The sequence below is a fragment of the Okeania sp. SIO2F5 genome, assembly GCF_010692685.1.
Taxonomy (GTDB): domain Bacteria; phylum Cyanobacteriota; class Cyanobacteriia; order Cyanobacteriales; family Microcoleaceae; genus Okeania; species Okeania hirsuta.
Window position 1 is genome coordinate 1 of record NZ_JAAHGU010000142.1, and the last position, 17,942, is coordinate 17,942.

Here is a 17,942-nt window from a genome sequence, read left to right on the forward strand (position 1 = left end):
GTAAACAATTTCAAGCTATAAACTGTAAATTATCAATACCATTACAGACATCCTTAAAACTTTAAGGTTTAGCGATCGCCTAATTTATGAAAAATACAGCTCATACAGTTACTTTTATATTACATTGCAAATATCTATGTAACATGTAAAGATGCCAGCGCTCATTGCTATAATATCATGTCCGGTTGAATACTTATAAATAAACGAGGGAGGAGTCAGAACTCAGGTAGGGGAGCTGTCGGTAGGGCGACCTACAGGAGTTAGGAGGGAAGAGGGAAGAAAAAAGAGAATGACTCCTTAGTCTATAGAACCCATTTGATATCTATATAATTATGGTAGTCAAGTCTTTTCGTGCATCTATTTTGAGGAAAAATTATCTGAAGGAGTGTTGAATTTTTTTTATTATTTCTCCCCACATCTTCCCTCTTACCTCCTGTCTCCTGTCTCCTGTCTCCTGTCTCCTAGCTAACGCGCATATTTATGAAGATACCAAATGGGTTCTATATCACAACGATACATAACAAACTCTTAATGATATAAGTAATGTCTATTGTGTAAAAATAAATAGATTACTTACATTAAGATGTTATTCATGGCAATTCAACTCCAACAAGCTCTAGAAGTAGGAAAATATCTCCTGACTCAACGTCTCAAAGGGCGTAAACGTTTTCCCCTAGTTTTAATGCTGGAACCTCTATTCAGATGTAATTTAGCTTGTCCTGGTTGTGGAAAAATTCAGCATCCGAAGGAAATACTCAAGCAAAACCTCACACCTCAAGAATGTTTTGCTGCTGTAGAAGAATGTGGCGCTCCCGTGGTTTCTATTCCTGGAGGCGAACCTTTATTGCATCCACAAATTGCTGAAATTGTGCAGGGGTTAGTCGATCGCCAAAAATTTGTTTATTTATGCACTAATGGTTTGTTACTTGAAAAGAATATAGATAAATTCAAACCCTCTCCTTATCTAACTTTTAGCATTCATCTTGATGGTTTACAAGCAACTCACGATCGATGTGTTGACCGACAAGGAGTGTTTGAAATAGCTGTTAAAGCAATTCGCGCTGCTAAAGCAAAAGGATTTCGAGTTACTACCAATACTACTGTATTTGAGGGAACAGACCCGAAACAAATGCAGGAATTTTTTGATTTTCTAGAAAGTTTAAATATTGATGGAATGATGATTTCTCCTGGTTATAGTTATGAGTGGGCACCAGACCAGGAACATTTTCTCAAACGCCAACAAACACAGTTATTATTTAGAGAAATTCTTGCTCCTTTTAAAACTGGTAAAAAGAATTGGAATTTTAATCATAATCCTCTATTTTTAGATTTTTTGATGGGAGAAAAAGATAAAGATTATGATTGTACTCCCTGGGGTAGTCCTAGTTATAGTGTGCTTGGTTGGCAGAAACCTTGTTATTTAATGAATGAAGGATATTATGCTACTTTTAAAGGACTTTTAGAAGAAACTAATTGGGATAATTACGGTTATAAAAGTGGGAATTCTAAATGTGCTGATTGTATGGTTCATTGTGGTTATGAACCGACAGCAGCAATAGCAGCAATGGAGTTAGAAAATATTCCTCAAGTTTTGGGTTCTTTGTTGAAAATTGGGGGTTAAATAAAAGTTATTGTGTCTACGCTCCGATTTTTTGGCAGTTGTAGGGATTAGGGTAAACTTTTTTCGACTACCACTGACAACCTTCTTCAAAAGGATAGCACTACGTCTTTTGGTTAGGACAATAATTTTTGGTGGTAAGGGAACAGAGGAATTTCAAGAGCGTAAAAACCAGAATTACGCCCAACAATTTCGTTAAAGTGGTGATCACCTCCCAAGCGATAATAAATTTTATCTGCCTTTTTCAAATATTCGGGCAACTTTTGATTTAATTAGGGTTTGCTGATTAAATCTAAAAGTATTGACATATAAAGGTTTTAGCATTTTTTTTGTTGAAAAAAGTCCCAGCTTTTAGGTCGCTTAGGTTCAAAAAATTAGCATTTTAGGCGCATAGTTGCGCAGAAAAATCGAAAAATCAAGGGACTATTCTTTCTCCTACCTCCTCTATTATTCCCATTTCTCCTGACTCGGTCCTCCTACCCTCACCCATAAGACTTTTGAGCGCAAACCCTAATTAATTAATAGGAAAAGCTGCATCCACACCACCAACAAGAATGATTGTCATTCTCACAAAACCTGTCAATTTTTTACCGCTGCTTATATTCTTTAAACCCTTATCCAACAATAGTTTTGAGCTGCTTGTCACCCCATGATTTCAAAAACTTTAACCGCATTTATTGTTGACTCAATCTTAAATATCAAAACTGTTGATTTTTGTTCATTTGTTTAACTGTTGCCATCATTTCTCCTAAAAAGGGTAAACCAATAATCGCAGGAAGAAAATAACGAGAAGTGCATAATAAACCTAAAGCTGCTCCTGTAGCTTCTCCAAAATAAGGTTGATAAAATAAAATCAAAGCAGCATCACGAGTACCCACTCCAGCAAAAGTAAGTGGTAATAAACCAGCTAAAATTGCTAGAGGAGATAAGGCTAAATTAGTCAAGAAAGGAACATCTGCTTTAAGAGCTAAAATGAATAACCAGATTTGAAATAAATGTAGAAACCAAATAAAAATAGAAGTAGTAGAAACTTTAATTAATTGCCTTTTATCCTCCCAAAAATAATCGTGCATTTCTAACCATGATTCTTTTAAACTCTCTAATTTTTTCCCTATTTTTTTAGGTAAAATCTTAATCCCAATGTCAAAAAAAACAATAGCAAATTTTCTAGAACCTAAGAGAATTAAACCTAATATTAAACCTACTCCTACTCCTATAGTCATCAACCAGAAAAGAGAATTCTTGTCAGGATAAACTATCAAGCCAAATACACACCATAAAAGTAGTGATAACATATCACAGGCTTTTTCAAAGACTACTAAAGAGAGAGATAGAGTACCACTTAAATGTCCTCTATCTTTCATAAAATAAGCCTTAGCAATATCACCCATTTTTGATGGTAAAACCATATTCAAAACACTAGCACCTAAAATCAAACGATTTGCTTCCAGAAAATCTAAACTGCTTCCTTTAGGCATTAATTGTTGTAATCGCCATGAGGTAAATAAAGTAATGGGAATTACCATTGCTAAGGACAAAAACATGATTAAACCATCACAATTAGCAAAAACTTTGGCTAAATTTTGTAGGTCAATTTTAGAGTAAATAATTAGTAGAATAGCAACGCTTACGGCAATCGAAATATATTTTTTCATGGGATTTATTAGATGATTAATTATGGCTATTTAGTTACTTATAATTTTCTTTCTAATGTTAAATTTTGCTTGGGTTCAAGTTGTTTGATTTGTGGAGTAAGATCGAGCCAACGTTGTAGTTGTCCTTCTTGAAAAGTACGACTCATAACTACATATATAGAAGTTTGATCGCAACCTATTCCCCCTGCAATAACGGAATCCCATGATTCTGCTGTTAATTGATCGTAAACAACCCAATTGCCATTATTCCATTGTAAAGAACGATAGAAGCCAAAAGGAGCATTTTTCTTACCAGTAATCAGTATTTTTTGCAGAATTTTACGGATTAAATTTGGGAAAAAACGTCCTAATGTAAACATAACTATTCTTAAAACAATTAAATTAAAGCTAGTCATTTGTTTTTGTTTTGCCCAACCTAAAGAACCTTGAATAATAATTTCATTTTCCCCTAGTTCAATTTTGTAACGAGAGCTAACTAAATGAGCTACTGCATTTTTTACTTTATTTCCTTCCTTGATTAACAGAGAAAATTGAGTATCAGAAAGAATTAATTTATTGTCACGAAATAGTTTGAAAACTCCGCCTTTATTAAGAGCAAGATAAAGTTCAGTATTTTCCCTCCTATCTATTAAAATACCTCCTTCTTTTAAATGAAATATTCCCTGAGGGCGAGGGGATAAATCAGGTCGAACTTCAACAAAATCACGCCAAGCTAAAAGGTAATTCCAAGTATGATGCCCTACTATATGATCGTCCGCATAACAAGGATTTAATCCTTTTTCTAAACCCTTTAAAAAGCGGTCGTTAATATTCAATGCTTCTGGCATCCATTTGCCAACTAATTCAAATCCATAAGGAAAGAAATTATAAGTATTACGACTGGTATATTCTCCACCATAAGAGCCATCTGGATGAACAAAATGACTAGCAAGAGCAACAGCTTTCGCTAAAGCACCTTTTAGATCGATATTAGGATTAAGTTCATAAATCCATGCTAAACAAGAAATAGTTAAAGTATGATAACCTGGGTCACATCCTTCATACTCTTGAAACCAACCTTCATGGTTTTGCCATGATAAAACTTGTTCTAAACGCTCTTGTTTACTTTGATTCCATTTATCAGTTTTTAATAAATCAGAAAGCAACTCTAAACATAAAACAATTAATGCTTGATGATTTGTCAGTCTGCCACTTTCTTGATGATGTGCTAACCAATCAGCTCTTTTTTCAAAAAATCTTAAAGCATTTGGATTATCTAATTCCATTAACTTATAACTTTCAATACAAGCTAATAAAGAAAATGCTGCTGCTCCTCCTGCTCTTTCAAATGGAAAATAATCATCACAAGAGCCATCTTTATGAGCACTTTTGGCGGCAAATAAAATTCCCGCTTCTACCCAATCTCTAATAATTTCTTGACCATAAAAATGATTTTCAGGAATGTTGGTTTTATAAGCTAAAGCTAGAGGAAAAACAAATTCTTGGCTCATTCCACTGGGAAAATCTATAATTTTATACTGCCAAAAATTTCGATCAAAACAGCCATAATTATAGCTATGAACATTTCGATCCATTAAAGTCAATATTTTAGGTATTTGGGCGATCGCCTCTTGAGCAAATATATTTCTGTTCATTAATAATATATCAATCTAATTTTAAGTAGGTCGGCGGGGAAATTTATCAGTATGTGACGAAAAATTAAACCCTAGTTCGAGAGTTAAATTTAATCGGTTCTGTACTGTATTGTCCTATTTCTAGCCTCGCAGTCACTCCATCCATAAATTCCATAAGCAAGGTCTAACTAGTTGTCAAACATTTGTCGGGACAGTTATCTTTTTTGAGATATTGCCACTCCAATTCAATTGAGTTAATATTAGAACAATATTTAGGCAGAAATAAAGATGTATAAACCTAATATTCCTACTTTGACCATAACTTTTGAACTTTCTGACATTTGTGTATAAGGCCATTATCCTTTACTATGGCTCTCATACGTCCTAATTTTTCTGCTTCTTGAGCTTTTCCCTCCATCATCTGGATGTAAGATTTACGGTTCACCACCGATAACGCTCACCATAAACAAAGCTGATTAGAGGTTTAAACAGCGCTATAATGCTTAATCTAGGACCTCAATCCTTTGTCTGTTCAAAAGATTTTTCTTCACCTCAATTAGTAATATTAGCACTAGAGAATCAGCATCAGAGTTTTATACAAAATTTAACATGATCTAATCTTATCATACAAGATCCATTATATTATAAAATTTCACTTTAAATAAGTCACAAATAGAGGCTTTATGTGTGACAGCCATTTAGTGAAATTGTATTAGATTTAGACACATAGATATATCAATAGACATTTCCAGAAACTAAGTTTTTGCTTAGTAAATTAAAACATTTGAAATTAATTTTCGCAGAGGTCTAATGATCTTCACAAAAACTAATTTACCAAGACAAGTTGCTATCTATATACTTGTAATTACTGGTTCACTGATTCTTTATGGTTATTCTTTTAACTCTTCCAATCTTTCAAATGGTATTCCATATATTCAAGCTTTCATCGATCCTGAATTTTATAGTAAAGATTTTTATGTTCAAGAATTCTTAAACTTTACACCAAGATACTACTATCAAAAATTAATATCTTTAACAGCTAGCTTAGGTTTAGGTTTATCCTTGACCTACTTACTTTACTATATAATGGCTTTTTCCTCACTTGTAACAAGCTTGTATTTCATAGGGAAAAAGTTTAGTCATTCTATTTTATCAGGAGCACTACTCACTTTTTTGGTTTTAAATACACATAGCTTGGAAGCAACAGTTGGATATACAAGCATTTTTAGAAACGAGCCAATTTCTAGTATTTTCGCAATGGGGTTGGCAATTTGGGGAATTTATTATTGCTTTTGTAATAACTGGTTTAGAGGGTACTTATTTTTTGGATTTGCCTGTCTCTTACAATTTTTAGTTGGTTTTTTACCAGGGTGTTTGTTTATTCCTATATTATTGAGATATGCACATAAAAATCATTCTCTCAAAACTTTAATAATTTCTTTGGTAATATTTGTAGGCTTTGCTTGTTTAGTTTATGTTCCCATGAAGTTAACAGGAACAACTAATAGTGAGATTCTAAGTGACTCAGAATTTATTTATTGGTATGGTTATATTCGCCATCCTCACCATATAATTCCTTCTCGGTTTCTGATTCAAGAATGGAAGAGTTTTATTTTTTATATTACTGGTACTTTTTTATTAATTCAAACCTCAGATTTATTAACTTCTGATGATAAAAAAAATCTTTGTCTCATTATATATTTAACTTTGTTGGCACTTGCTGTTAATTATGTTTTTGTTGAAGTCTACCCTATATCTTTATTTGCAAAATTGCAATTAGCAAGAACAACTCCTTTTGCAAAAATTGTCATACTTATCGTTACCAGTGTTGCAGTTACTCAATACTATCAAAAAGGGAATCTCGCAATTTGTTTACTGCTTCTTTTTATTCCGACTATTCCGACTACCAATAATAACGGAATGCTATTTTTTTCAGTAGTTTTAACAATTGTAATTTTGCAAACTTTTGATTTATTAAAGTTAACAAGAACCAGATTATTTACCTCTCTAGCAATTATTGGCTTATTAAGTTGGATTATTTTCAATGCTCCTGCAGCATCAATTTCAACAATATTGGAAATTATTTTTCTACAATTACTTTCTTTAGGAATTTTATCAATTCCTTTTTTATTACAAGAAAAGCAATTACTACTAAAAAAATTTAATCTAAGGATTAATGCAGCTATTTATACTTCAGCGATATTTTCTGTTATCTATTTTTATTTGGGTTTTGTCCAACTCTTACCTAAAAGATTACCCCAGATTAATTATTCTCAGATCCCAAGCCACCGTCTCGCATTGAATTTTAGAAATCTTACTAGCAAAGATTCCTTAATTTTGATTCCTCCTTCTCAACATAAATTTCGCCTTTATTCTCAAAGGTCTGTAGTTTTTAGTTTCAAAAGTTTTCCATTTACTGATAAAGGAATAAAACAATGGTCTGAACGTTACAATATTCTAGTGGATTTAGAGTGGGAAAAAAGAATTATTTTCCCTAATTTAGATTTAAAATATCAGAATTTAAGTAATGAAGAAATCATCAGAATTGCGAAAGATTTTGGTGCTGATTATATCTTAACTAAGACTAATTGGCATTCAAATCTACCATTAGAAAAACTGATAGAAGATGAAAAATGGGTGATTTACAAGTGTAATTGAATTTTATAGTATCAATATATGATTGTAAAGTTTGGAGAGGCAGTAAGTCAGCAATAGTATCAGGAATAGTCTTAAGAAAAATATTGTTATTAACAAATCTTGATTTATCAGGACTTACGCAGTACAACTATTGTATAATCTCAGCATTTTTCTGGATATTGTCACTGTAATTAGTGCCGTTGCGTAGGTCCTGTTTATTATCATTTTCTTTGTGGGTTTAATACCCCACCGTCAACGGGGGTGTTCACGCATTACTTGGGGGAGCGAATCCCCATGTAATTTTCCTCCTGTCTCCTGTCTCCTGTCTCCTGTCTCCTTCTTCAAAGTCGCTACAAACCGTCATGAATTGTCTTATCCCAGAATTGAGAGATCGTTTTCTGGCAATTCCTCTTTAGGGACGTTGCATGCAACGTCCCTACCTACTCTCCTACTCCTTAAAAAGACTTTTTCAGCAAACCCTATTATAGAGCTATACAAGCATTGACATAAAGTCTAAATTCATCTGCTTACCATACTGGGGGTTGCACATTATGGAATGATATTGCCAAAAATTGGTTTAGATTTTGACTAAAAATAACCATTAATTAATCATTCTAGCAATTGATTAATCCACAATCCAATTCAATCAAAAATATCAAATCATTCGTCACTGTACAACGCCCCATACTGATTGGGTTGTTTTAATGAAAGGTGTTTTTATGAACCGGAGGTATCAGAGACTTTCTAGCATCTACTCAAGTCATAAAGATAAGTTGATGCACCTTTCTTTTCCAAACGATCTAATTCCAGCGAACACTCCAAGCTTTGAATATAATCTAAAGTAAATTCTTTTTCTTTTAAGCTTCTTTCCAAGGTGTAGGAAAACAAAAACCACACCCTTGAATTACCACGTAAATTTTCGATGTCTTGGACAAAACCATTTTTACCTCCAACTCCCCTAATAGTTTCTAAATTTTTTAGATTCTGAAATCGTGGCTGATAATAACCAAATTGATACTTTGTTCTATAAAATACATAGACTTTGTCATTGGATTTAGACTTGTCAACAATATATTCAATAACTGGCCTAATATTTTCTCCTACTATCGGGTTCTCAAGATTTTTCAATCCGATTAAGACTGGATTAAGAAAAAGGACAAAAACTATACCTATATATACAAATTTGTGAACCCTTTTCTTGAGATAATCTAGACCTTCAGCAACCAATAAAAGCAAGGATGGAAGAATAAATAAAAGCGATCTTCCTCCTGGAAGATAAGCCAAGCTCGACGAAGTTGTAAACGTGTATTTTTGAAGAATAGAAGCTATCAGTGCCAGTACAATTGGCAGAACTAATACGAAAACCTGAAACCTCTTTTGTTGTACTATTTTTTGTGTGCAACCACAGATAAAAAGAACCCAAGATAGACCATATACGCCTAAGCTTCCAGGATTAATAAATATATTTTTGAATGTATCTAAATACCAACGAAGAGTATCTTTTGGCGAGGAATTCAATGGATTAGGAGCGAAAAATCCTTTCCTCGCCCATGCTGCTAACTGACCATCACTTCCGAGGGAATTATTAATAACCAAATAAAATATCAATAGAAAACTTATTAAGATTAAAAAAGCAATAATACCGTACTTGATAAAATAAATCTTTTTTCTTTCGAGTAAGCTGCAAAGAATCAATGAAAAACCAACAGATGCTAGAACAAATATAGCCGGAAAAGATAACCATAATGATAAAGCCCCCACAAAACCATAAAGAAATGCCCAGGGGTAACTTATCTTTTTTTCGTATAATTTTAGAGCAAGAATGTATATAAATAGAGTTACTGAAACATCAATAGAATATTGTTTAAATTCTGAGGAATAATAAACTAATGAATTAGAAATTGCAAATAAAAGTAAAGCATATGGAACAGCCCTAGGACTATTATATTTTTTAGAGACTAAATAAAAAAGCCAAAGAGAAATTAATCCAAATACTAAAGTAGGAAGTCTCAAAGCATATTCATTTGGTCCGAATAAATTGATAGAAGTACGAACCAGAAACAAAAATAATATGGGCGCATTTTGCCGAGCATCTAAAGGCTCAAGTAAGTCAATATAGGAACGATCAATTACATTTACCGCCAACATTGCTTCATCTAGCCAAAGTGGACGGTTGAAAATGAACTGATAAATTCTTAGGGTAGCTCCAATTAATAAAATTACTGCTGTAGTCAAATTGATATGGTGAAGAGATTTAAGTGAAATAGTCCTTGTCATGTTGTTAAGAGTAAAATAGACTTCCTGGAAAATTAATCTCAAATATTTAAATTTACTAGGCTAAAACTTAGTTTCCGGAAAAGTCTAATACAAAAAACAAACGATGATATTTAGACATATAGCAATGTGCGCTCAGGTATTTACAATGTCCAGCTCAAAGTGCAGTAAGTGAACAGGTGTACAAAAAATAATGTGTAAATATGCCAGCGCTCATTGCTATACATAAAAAATGTAGATTATATTAATTTTTTTAAGTTACTTCACTTCTATCTATAATTGACAATACAATCATTGTTTAATTATTGAAAATTATAGTTAGAATATTTATTGATTAATATTTGAGATTCATTTTCCATAAATAGAGCAAAAAAATCTAGAAATAAATCACAAAAAATTGGTGAAAATAGGCTAATTTATGTAAATACCCCTGCTAAAACTGCTATAGTTCTATATTGCTATAGTTCTATATTTTCAACTTGATTATTAAATCTCTTAAAATTAGATAGACGCTTTTCTTCTGTTTCTTTAATTAATTGTTTTATCCCAGCAATTTCTTCTGGAAATTTTTTCTGATAAATTTTTGAATCATTCCAGATTTTAGTTAAATGAGTCTCAATATTATTTTGATTAATTAAGACACCAAAATCTTGAGGATATTCATCTTCATCTGAAGAAGGAGACAGGAGACAGGACACAGGACACAGGAGGAAAATTACATGGGGATTCGCTCCCCCAAGTAATTTTGAACACCCCCGTTGACGGTGGGGTATTAAACCCACAAAGAAAATGATAAATTTTATAAGGATCTACTAATAGATTGATAGTAAATACCACTGTTATATTGAGAAATAACAACTACACCGAATATTTTTAGAAAATGAGCATAATCTTTCATCCATCCATTACCTTAAAATTATGAATAAAATAATAACTTTTTGTCGCTCATTTTCATTATTAATTCTCTTAATTTTTTAATTTATTTCTATCTATATTGATAATACAATCATTATTTAAGTTTTGAAAATTAGAGTGAGAATCTTTCTTGATTAATACTTGAGATTCATTCTCCACATTTATATGTTTAATTTCTTTAGGGTAATTTTCATTTAATAGAACTAATAAAGGATACTCAAAAGAAGAACTTTTAAAAGTCAACCCTATATTTTTACATTGATTTGATTCTACTCTCACAACTTCATCTAAATAAAATTGTTGATATGTTGGTTGAGTTTGAAAATACTGTTCTACTCTTGAATTTTGAAAAATATTGTTCTCCCCAATTAATGGTCTTACGGAATTAAATAAAACCCATTTGTAAGAAAGACATAAAACAAGTATTGCCAAGAAATAGCTTACTTGTTTCGGTAAAGATTTAGAAAATACAACAGCTACAAAAGGAGAAAATAATATAAATAGAGGTAAATGTAATCGACAACGATAAGGAGACCATGTTAAAAGACTTGCAAATAAAACAAAACCTAAAACTAGAACTATCCCATATTTAATTAAAAGTTTATTTGTCCATATTTTTTGATTAATAGTTAAGACAACAAATGACCCTATTATTAATAATAAATGCAAAGGATTACCTGCAACATCTTCATTAGTAGATAAGCCAGGAACATAAAATTTTCTGGCTTTAGGGCTAATTAAAGCTGGATCGGATAAGTCTATTCCTAATACTCCGTGAATAATTTCTAATACTTTATTAGTTAAACCCGTAGTAGGAGAAATAATTTTTTCTAATTGTAGATTCCTGACAATATCAGCATGCAATGATAAATTTTTTAAGATTCCTGAAATAGAAATCAATACACCGAATTCTTTATTTCTTTCTCCCGTCGCCGCCAACCCTAATACCGAGTCAAAAAGAGCATAATTTCTTAAATAATGTCCTAAATTAATGGCTAATACTATTAATAAAATAATAACTATAGGTTTAATAGCTTGCCACTTTAAATTCTTAATTCCCCACAACAATAACCAAATACAAAATGGGAAAGCATAAATATAAGCCGTACCTTTTGTTAAAATAGCTAAACCTAAACTAAACCCTAAAAACAAAATATTACTTTTAGATATACCGTTTTCTAAGGTTGTAAATGTAAAATAAACAAAACAAATTAACCAAAAAGTAACTACAAGATCGTTATTAGTACCAGAAGCTTGTAGAATTCCCATAGGAATAGTTACAGCAAAAACACTAGCCAGAATTTGATCGCGAATATTACCACCTAACTGTTTAGCAAGAATAGAAACACCCAAGACACTCATTACCATGCTACCCCATTGGATCGTATTCACAAAGCGATCGCTTTTGTTGAGAATTTGAAAGTGAGCCATGGCATATTCTGACCAAGGATTTTGATAGAGATGAAATAAATTATAGGTAGGATAATGAGCGACAGTATGATTTTGAATCCAATAATATATACGAGGTAAATGATACTCCATTGAATCGGAGTGATTGGGTGCAGCGATTATTGCATTTATACCAATTAAGAACACAATAATTGTTATACAGGTGAGCAAAAGTATTAACATTGGTGATAATCCCAGTAAACTTTTGCCCCATGTTTTGAGATTATTTATGTGTTTTTTTAAGGAAGATTTTGTTAATAAAAATACATATAAACAATTTATTAATAACCAAGCTACTATTACCCAAAAATACTGAAATAAACCAAATAGACTCAGTAATTCAGTTATTATTGTTAAAATTATTCCCCATAAAACAATAGCTTTAAAGAAACTATCACGCCAATCATTTTTTTGAGTTAATAATTGAGCAAAAATCAAAACGAAAGATAAGATAGGAAGAATTATCATTTTTAATATTTCAATAATAATTTAAAAAAAACTCAGCAAATTTTTATCAATAAAAGCTAATCCAAATTATAATTTTCAGAATTCTTTTCTAATGAGTTAGCCAAAAAATTACGACGTAATTTTAACTGAATATCTTCTAAAAGCTTACGATTAACTGACATCAAATCAGCAATTAGACCAAAAATAAATAGCTGAAATCCCATTAAAATTAAAATTGCAGCTAAGACTAAACTAGGGACATGAGCTTTCGTAGTGCCACTCCAGTATAGAATTAACCAACGTAAACATAATATCAAACCAAAACCAAAGGGAATAGTCCCTAAAATTGTGAAAAACTTTAGAGGTTTATAAGTCATAAAAATCCGAACGATCGTAAAAATCGATCTTTGGATATAAGCTCGAATGCTTTTAACTAATCTGGATGGTCGTAAATAACCATTAGTTCTAATGGGGACAGAAATAATTGTCATTCCTTTTTGCCCAGCTTGGATAATAGTTTCTAGTGTGTAAGTATATTCATTAAAAACATTTAATTGTAGTGCTGCATTTCGAGTAATAGCACGGAAACCACTAGGAGCATCGGCAATATTTGTTTCACTAGCAATACGGACGACTAAACTACCTATTTTTTGTAAAAATTTCTTGATTGGTGAAAAATGTTTAATCTGTTGAATTGGTCTAGCACCAATTACTATTTCTGCTCTTCCATCTAAAATTGGTTCTATTAGTTTAGGTATATCTGCTGCACAATATTGATTATCAGCATCGGTATTAACAATAATATCAGCTCCATGTTGCAAACAGGCTTCTATTCCGGCCATAAAACCTTTTGCTAATCCTTGATTATATTCAAAATTAACAATATGATCGACTCCTGAGGCTTTAGCTACTTCTAAGGTCTTGTCAATACTACCATCATTAATAATCAACCATTCTACCTTATCTATACCAGGAAGTTGTCGAGGTAATTCAGTTAGAGTCATTCCTAAAGTAGCTTCTTCGTTATAACAGGGGATTTGTATAATTAGTTTAGTCATTAATCTTTTTTCCCTTTGTTTATGTTGTCTCACTAGCTTAGTTTGTCTGCTTTCAGTAGTCCACTTGCTCAACTCATCTATGGCTACCTGATATATAAGTTTACTCTTTTTTCTGCTTTTTATCAACTTCTTTAATTTGAGTGCTAGTCTAACCTGCCATTCGATCAAAGCTTTGAACTTCATCAGCATTGTAAGGCTTTTGATCTAAGTTGGCGAAGGATAAAAAGATAGGCAATACAAGTATAACAACGATCAAAACTTTCCCACTAATCTGCATAAAGAGTTCAGTTTGCTGATACTGATGAACTTGAGCTAGATGGAAAGATATAGCATTTCTCTTTGTAACTGGTTTATATCATGTCCTGATAAGAGCGCGATAGAACTCCGTTCCGCGCTCCGCGTTAATGTGAGTTATTCACCAGCAAACAAAAAACCTTCTCCCTTTGAACCAATATTCCCTTTCCTACGGAATGCTGCACAAACAGCATAGCTGCCCTCAGCATAGCTGCCTTCCTTCCTCGTAAGTAAAGTATTCAAGGGGATGATAATTAAATTAGCAGAAGCTAAAACTTTTGATCGATCAGGCTAAATTTTTGGCCACATATCAAAATCATCCCTTAATAATGCAACAACCAGAATTTTGGGCATTGGTGAATGCGTAATGCTTTTGTCTCAAATATCTATGAAAAACTATAATTGTACCGTTCACAAATATTTAATGGCATTACCTAATCACCAACCCCGAATTTTGAGTAGCTAAAGTTTCTTTTGAAGATGTTTTCTGATTAACCTTAGGTAAATAATTATCCCTCCTACCACCGCGACTAAAACGACTAAAGCTTTTTTCAATAAACTTTGATAGACATATAAAGCTAACCGAATATTGCTGAGAAAATTTGGTTCTCCCATTGACTCAGAATTTTGAATAGCTAAAGTTTCCTTGGTCTTTCCATCATCTGTTAACTTGAATATTTCCAAACTAGCTGAACCAAAGGTGTAGATAGTCTTATCATTAATATAGTTTGGTGAAAAAACAATCGGCTTTCCTGATGAAGGCACATTACCTATTCTTGATAGGGGTAATGAAGCATCTGCAATTTGTTTGAATGATTGCCCTCCATCTTCACTTTTGTATAACCCAAGACCTAGCACACCCAACACAAGTGTTTTATCGTTCTCATAGTTTGGTGAAATAGCAATAGCTTCCAACTCAGGCGAGTCAGTACCTAATCCAGGTATAGTTAGCCGCTGGTTCCAAGTTTTTCCTCCATCCCGTGATTCAAAAAGACCTCGACTCCTGGTACTAACAAATAAAGTTTGATCCCGTGCAAAGTCTGGAGAAATAACTATCTGCATTTTTATTGCTTTCTCTAAATCTGTATTTTCACTTATTGCTTCCCAGTTTTTCCCACCGTCCGTACTCTTGTAGATTCCCTTTTCTCCAGTTACATAGAGAGTATTATCGCTAGCAAAATTAGGGGATATGGCAATAGACGGACCATTGTTGCCTTGAAGAGATGGAACCTGACCAACTTTTGAGAAGTCTTTACCTCCATTTTGAGAGCGATAGACATTACCCTTCTGAGCTAGGATGTAAACAGTCCTATCGTTTGAGAAGTCTGGAGAAACACCTATTGTGAGTCCACGTTCTTCTTTAGGCATAGAAGCAATTGACCAGGAGATACCCCCATCCTGACTTCTTGCTACCTTTGTCCAGAGTAGTGATGCCCATAATGTTTGATCTCGATCGTAGTTTGGAGAAAAAGCAACATCAAAGTAGCGACGAGGATCGTAGTTGGGTGGTAGTGATTCCCACTTTCTAGTAAACCAAGGTTCTTGGAGACCTCTTTGAGCGATCTTCCAAGTTTGACCGCCATCGGTACTTATATTAATGTTGCCAACGTAGTCTACAGTTACCAAAGTTGAATTATTAGAAACTGCCATTGCAACAACCGTACTCCTGAGTATGGTTTCTAAGTCTTGCCATTTTTGCCCCTGATCTTCAGACTTGAAGAGACCATCAAAACCTGCTAGGAAACTCACGCTGCCATCTGGAGAGAACTCTAGCTCAGTAAAGCTAGGTTGCTTCATACCCTTAGCTTGAGGATCAATTATGAGTCCCTGAGTTCTTGGCTGCCATTCTTGGCCATCCCAGTAAAATAACCCAGTATTTGCCGTGGAAACAAACAGTTGTGGTGCATTTTGCGACCCTGGAATAATTTTGAGATCTTGAACAAGCTCATTGGCGATCGGACTTACCTGTTTTGTCCAAGTTTTGCCTTGGTCAGTGGTTTGAAAAATACCCTGGGTTTCAGTCGCCAGCGACATTGAACCTACTGCTCCACCTGGCATAGACTCAATAGCAACAATTGGACTATCTAGTGGTAGGCCAGATGCAGCGCGATCGCTAGCTTGCCAAGTTGCTCCGCTGTCGCGAGAGACTAAGAGTTCGTTTGTATTGGCAGCAATGACTAATTTGCCATCATTAGAAAAACCGAGAGCTTCAATAGGACTTTTACTTTGGAAGACCTGTTGCCAACTCTCCCCAGAATTTTGAGTTAAGTAGAGTCGATCGGATATACTTGCTAGGACAATCTTTGATGAAGTTGGTGAAACAATTATATGGTCTATAACAAGTTCATCTAAACCTTCACTGGTATTTTGCCAGGTAAGTCCTTTGTCTGATGAGCGGTAGATTCCATCTCCAAGTGTTCCCAGAAATGCCAAACCATCATTTTGCTGACTCAATTCCAGATCTGTGATAAACAAACTAGAATAATCTAAACCCTTAGTAATACGCTGCCATGAAGCGCCTCCATCAGATGAACGATACAGGTTATTTCTAACAACAATTAATACTGTTTGATCTTGTTGATAATTTGGTGATACTTCAACATGTGTGACAACATCATGTGGGCGATGCGCCACTGAGATACCCATATTCACAAGTATTGCCATTAGGAAGGCAACTAATACTAATCTAAAAAATTTCATGATTCGGGAAAGGCTTTGATTCATAAAAATTATCTGCTCAAAAATACAGTTATTTTTAGAACATTATCTTAACATATTATGGATCATACCATTTCGCTCAAAGACTCTTATCTGCTTGCGGAATGGCAGAAATCAGAAGTAGGAAAGCCTGATAATTCTGCTTATTACAATTCCCTTATCCGAATATTTACCAAACTTTTTTCCAATTGGTATAACTGATTATTTGCATCCTTACCTGACTATGGACTCTTACCTCCTGAATTCTGTCTCGATCGATAACGACTTTTGCTTTGTTAATTGCTCGAAAATATTATTTTAGTTTTGTTCAATAAAAAAGCTTTGTCAGTGTCCGTATCAAAATCCCAGCCTTGAAGTTTAACTATTCTTTGGGAAATTTCCTGAACCGAAAAATATTTTTGCCAACCAGAATATAAATCTTCTCTGACACTAGGTCTCGGCATCCTTTGATTAATTAACTTAAATATTATTGCGTCACCCAGAAAGTTTTCATAAGTTAAAATTACTCCATCCGCAACTTCGCCTTTTTCTGGTAATATTGCCCAACCATTAGCAATATAAGTCTGATTATCAATTTGATTGGCTGTATTAAAATAACCATAAACCAAATATGATTTTGGCTGTTGTACAATATCTTGAATATTTTTACTCTTGAGTAAACCAGATTGCAAAAAACCTAATTTATCTAAAATATTAGCTGTCTTCCTCAAAGTTTCAGGACTTCTTTTCATTACCAAACATTCATTGTTATGGATAACATTTATCATCAATAAATAAGCTTTACTTTGAAGCAATATAACTCGGCGATCCCTCATCTATATGTCTGTAGTTGTTAGATTGCTAAAGCTGCTGAGAAGGAAAAATTAAGAAAATATTAGAGAAAAAGGTCTTCATCTGAGGGAGAGGTAAAAATAGTCTGGAAGTCCTTTTTGAAAAACACCCAATATAATGTAATGCCAGCTCTTGCAGACATGAGACCCTTGTCGCCTGATGTATTTATCCGAGGTCGAGAGCTTGATACTACTACAGTTTATGGCCTACAAGAATGTTCTAACTTATGTGAAAGCAATTCTGAGTGTATTGGTTTAGACGTATAGCAATGAGCGCTGGCATCTTTACATGTTACATAGATATTTGCAATGTAATATAAAAGTAACTGTATGAGCTGTATTTTTCATAAATTAGGCGATCGCTAAACCTTAAAGTTTTAAGGATGTCTGTAATGGTATTGATAATTTACAGTTTATAGCTTGAAATTGTTTAC

At 33.3% G+C, this 17,942-nt stretch carries 12 protein-coding genes; 3 read left to right on the forward strand and 9 right to left on the reverse strand.

Going from position 1 to position 17,942, the window contains the following annotated elements; translation table 11 throughout:
- The first annotated feature begins 592 nt into the window (after positions 1 to 592).
- A complete protein-coding gene (gene hpnH / locus F6K27_RS27510) occupies positions 593 to 1,621 on the forward strand; it encodes an adenosyl-hopene transferase HpnH (RefSeq protein ID WP_287279257.1) in 1,029 nt (342 codons plus the stop codon).
- A 695-nt stretch (positions 1,622 to 2,316) separates the two neighbouring features.
- Here the strand turns inward: hpnH and F6K27_RS27515 are convergent.
- The 3 genes from F6K27_RS27515 to F6K27_RS27525 form a co-directional block, all read right to left on the reverse strand.
- Positions 2,317 to 3,273 (reverse strand): lysylphosphatidylglycerol synthase transmembrane domain-containing protein, encoded by a 957-nt coding sequence (locus F6K27_RS27515; protein ID WP_124146507.1) that lies wholly within the window; start codon positions 3,271 to 3,273, stop codon positions 2,317 to 2,319.
- A 38-nt stretch (positions 3,274 to 3,311) separates the two neighbouring features.
- Positions 3,312 to 4,907: a hypothetical protein gene (locus tag F6K27_RS27520; protein ID WP_287279258.1), complete on the reverse strand. Its 1,596-nt coding sequence runs from the start codon at positions 4,905 to 4,907 to the stop codon at positions 3,312 to 3,314.
- A 286-nt stretch (positions 4,908 to 5,193) separates the two neighbouring features.
- Positions 5,194 to 5,334: a hypothetical protein gene (locus F6K27_RS27525; protein WP_287284694.1), complete on the reverse strand. Its 141-nt coding sequence runs from the start codon at positions 5,332 to 5,334 to the stop codon at positions 5,194 to 5,196.
- 362 nt (positions 5,335 to 5,696) lie between these two features.
- Between F6K27_RS27525 and F6K27_RS27530 the strand changes: the two genes are divergently transcribed.
- On the forward strand, positions 5,697 to 7,544 hold the full coding sequence (locus F6K27_RS27530) for a DUF6798 domain-containing protein (RefSeq protein WP_287279259.1): 1,848 nt from the start codon (positions 5,697 to 5,699) through the stop codon (positions 7,542 to 7,544).
- Positions 7,545 to 8,267: 723 nt separating this feature from the next.
- Here F6K27_RS27530 and F6K27_RS27535 read toward each other — a convergent pair.
- The 6 genes from F6K27_RS27535 to F6K27_RS27560 all read right to left on the reverse strand — a co-directional run bounded on the left by F6K27_RS27535 (position 8,268) and on the right by F6K27_RS27560 (position 17,445).
- Positions 8,268 to 9,758 (reverse strand): glycosyltransferase family 39 protein, encoded by a 1,491-nt coding sequence (locus F6K27_RS27535; protein ID WP_287243867.1) that lies wholly within the window; start codon positions 9,756 to 9,758, stop codon positions 8,268 to 8,270.
- 497 nt (positions 9,759 to 10,255) lie between these two features.
- Positions 10,256 to 10,495 carry a hypothetical protein gene (locus F6K27_RS27540; RefSeq protein ID WP_287279260.1) on the reverse strand — a complete coding sequence of 80 codons (240 nt, stop codon included), beginning with the start codon at positions 10,493 to 10,495 and terminating at the stop codon, positions 10,256 to 10,258.
- Positions 10,496 to 10,763: 268 nt separating this feature from the next.
- Positions 10,764 to 12,629, reverse strand: coding sequence for a glycosyltransferase family 39 protein (locus tag F6K27_RS27545; RefSeq protein WP_287279261.1), 1,866 nt, complete (start codon positions 12,627 to 12,629; stop codon positions 10,764 to 10,766).
- 56 nt (positions 12,630 to 12,685) lie between these two features.
- The gene (locus F6K27_RS27550; protein WP_287279262.1) at positions 12,686 to 13,666 is read right to left on the reverse strand and encodes a glycosyltransferase family 2 protein; all 981 of its coding nucleotides are present in this window, start codon (positions 13,664 to 13,666) and stop codon (positions 12,686 to 12,688) included.
- A gap of 756 nt (positions 13,667 to 14,422) precedes the next feature.
- On the reverse strand, positions 14,423 to 16,660 hold the full coding sequence (locus tag F6K27_RS27555) for a YCF48-related protein (protein WP_287279263.1): 2,238 nt from the start codon (positions 16,658 to 16,660) through the stop codon (positions 14,423 to 14,425).
- 293 nt (positions 16,661 to 16,953) lie between these two features.
- Positions 16,954 to 17,445, reverse strand: coding sequence for a hypothetical protein (locus F6K27_RS27560; protein ID WP_287279264.1), 492 nt, complete (start codon positions 17,443 to 17,445; stop codon positions 16,954 to 16,956).
- Positions 17,446 to 17,631: 186 nt separating this feature from the next.
- Between F6K27_RS27560 and F6K27_RS27565 the strand changes: the two genes are divergently transcribed.
- A complete protein-coding gene (locus tag F6K27_RS27565) occupies positions 17,632 to 17,775 on the forward strand; it encodes a hypothetical protein (protein WP_287279265.1) in 144 nt (47 codons plus the stop codon).
- Positions 17,776 to 17,942: the final 167 nt, after the last annotated feature.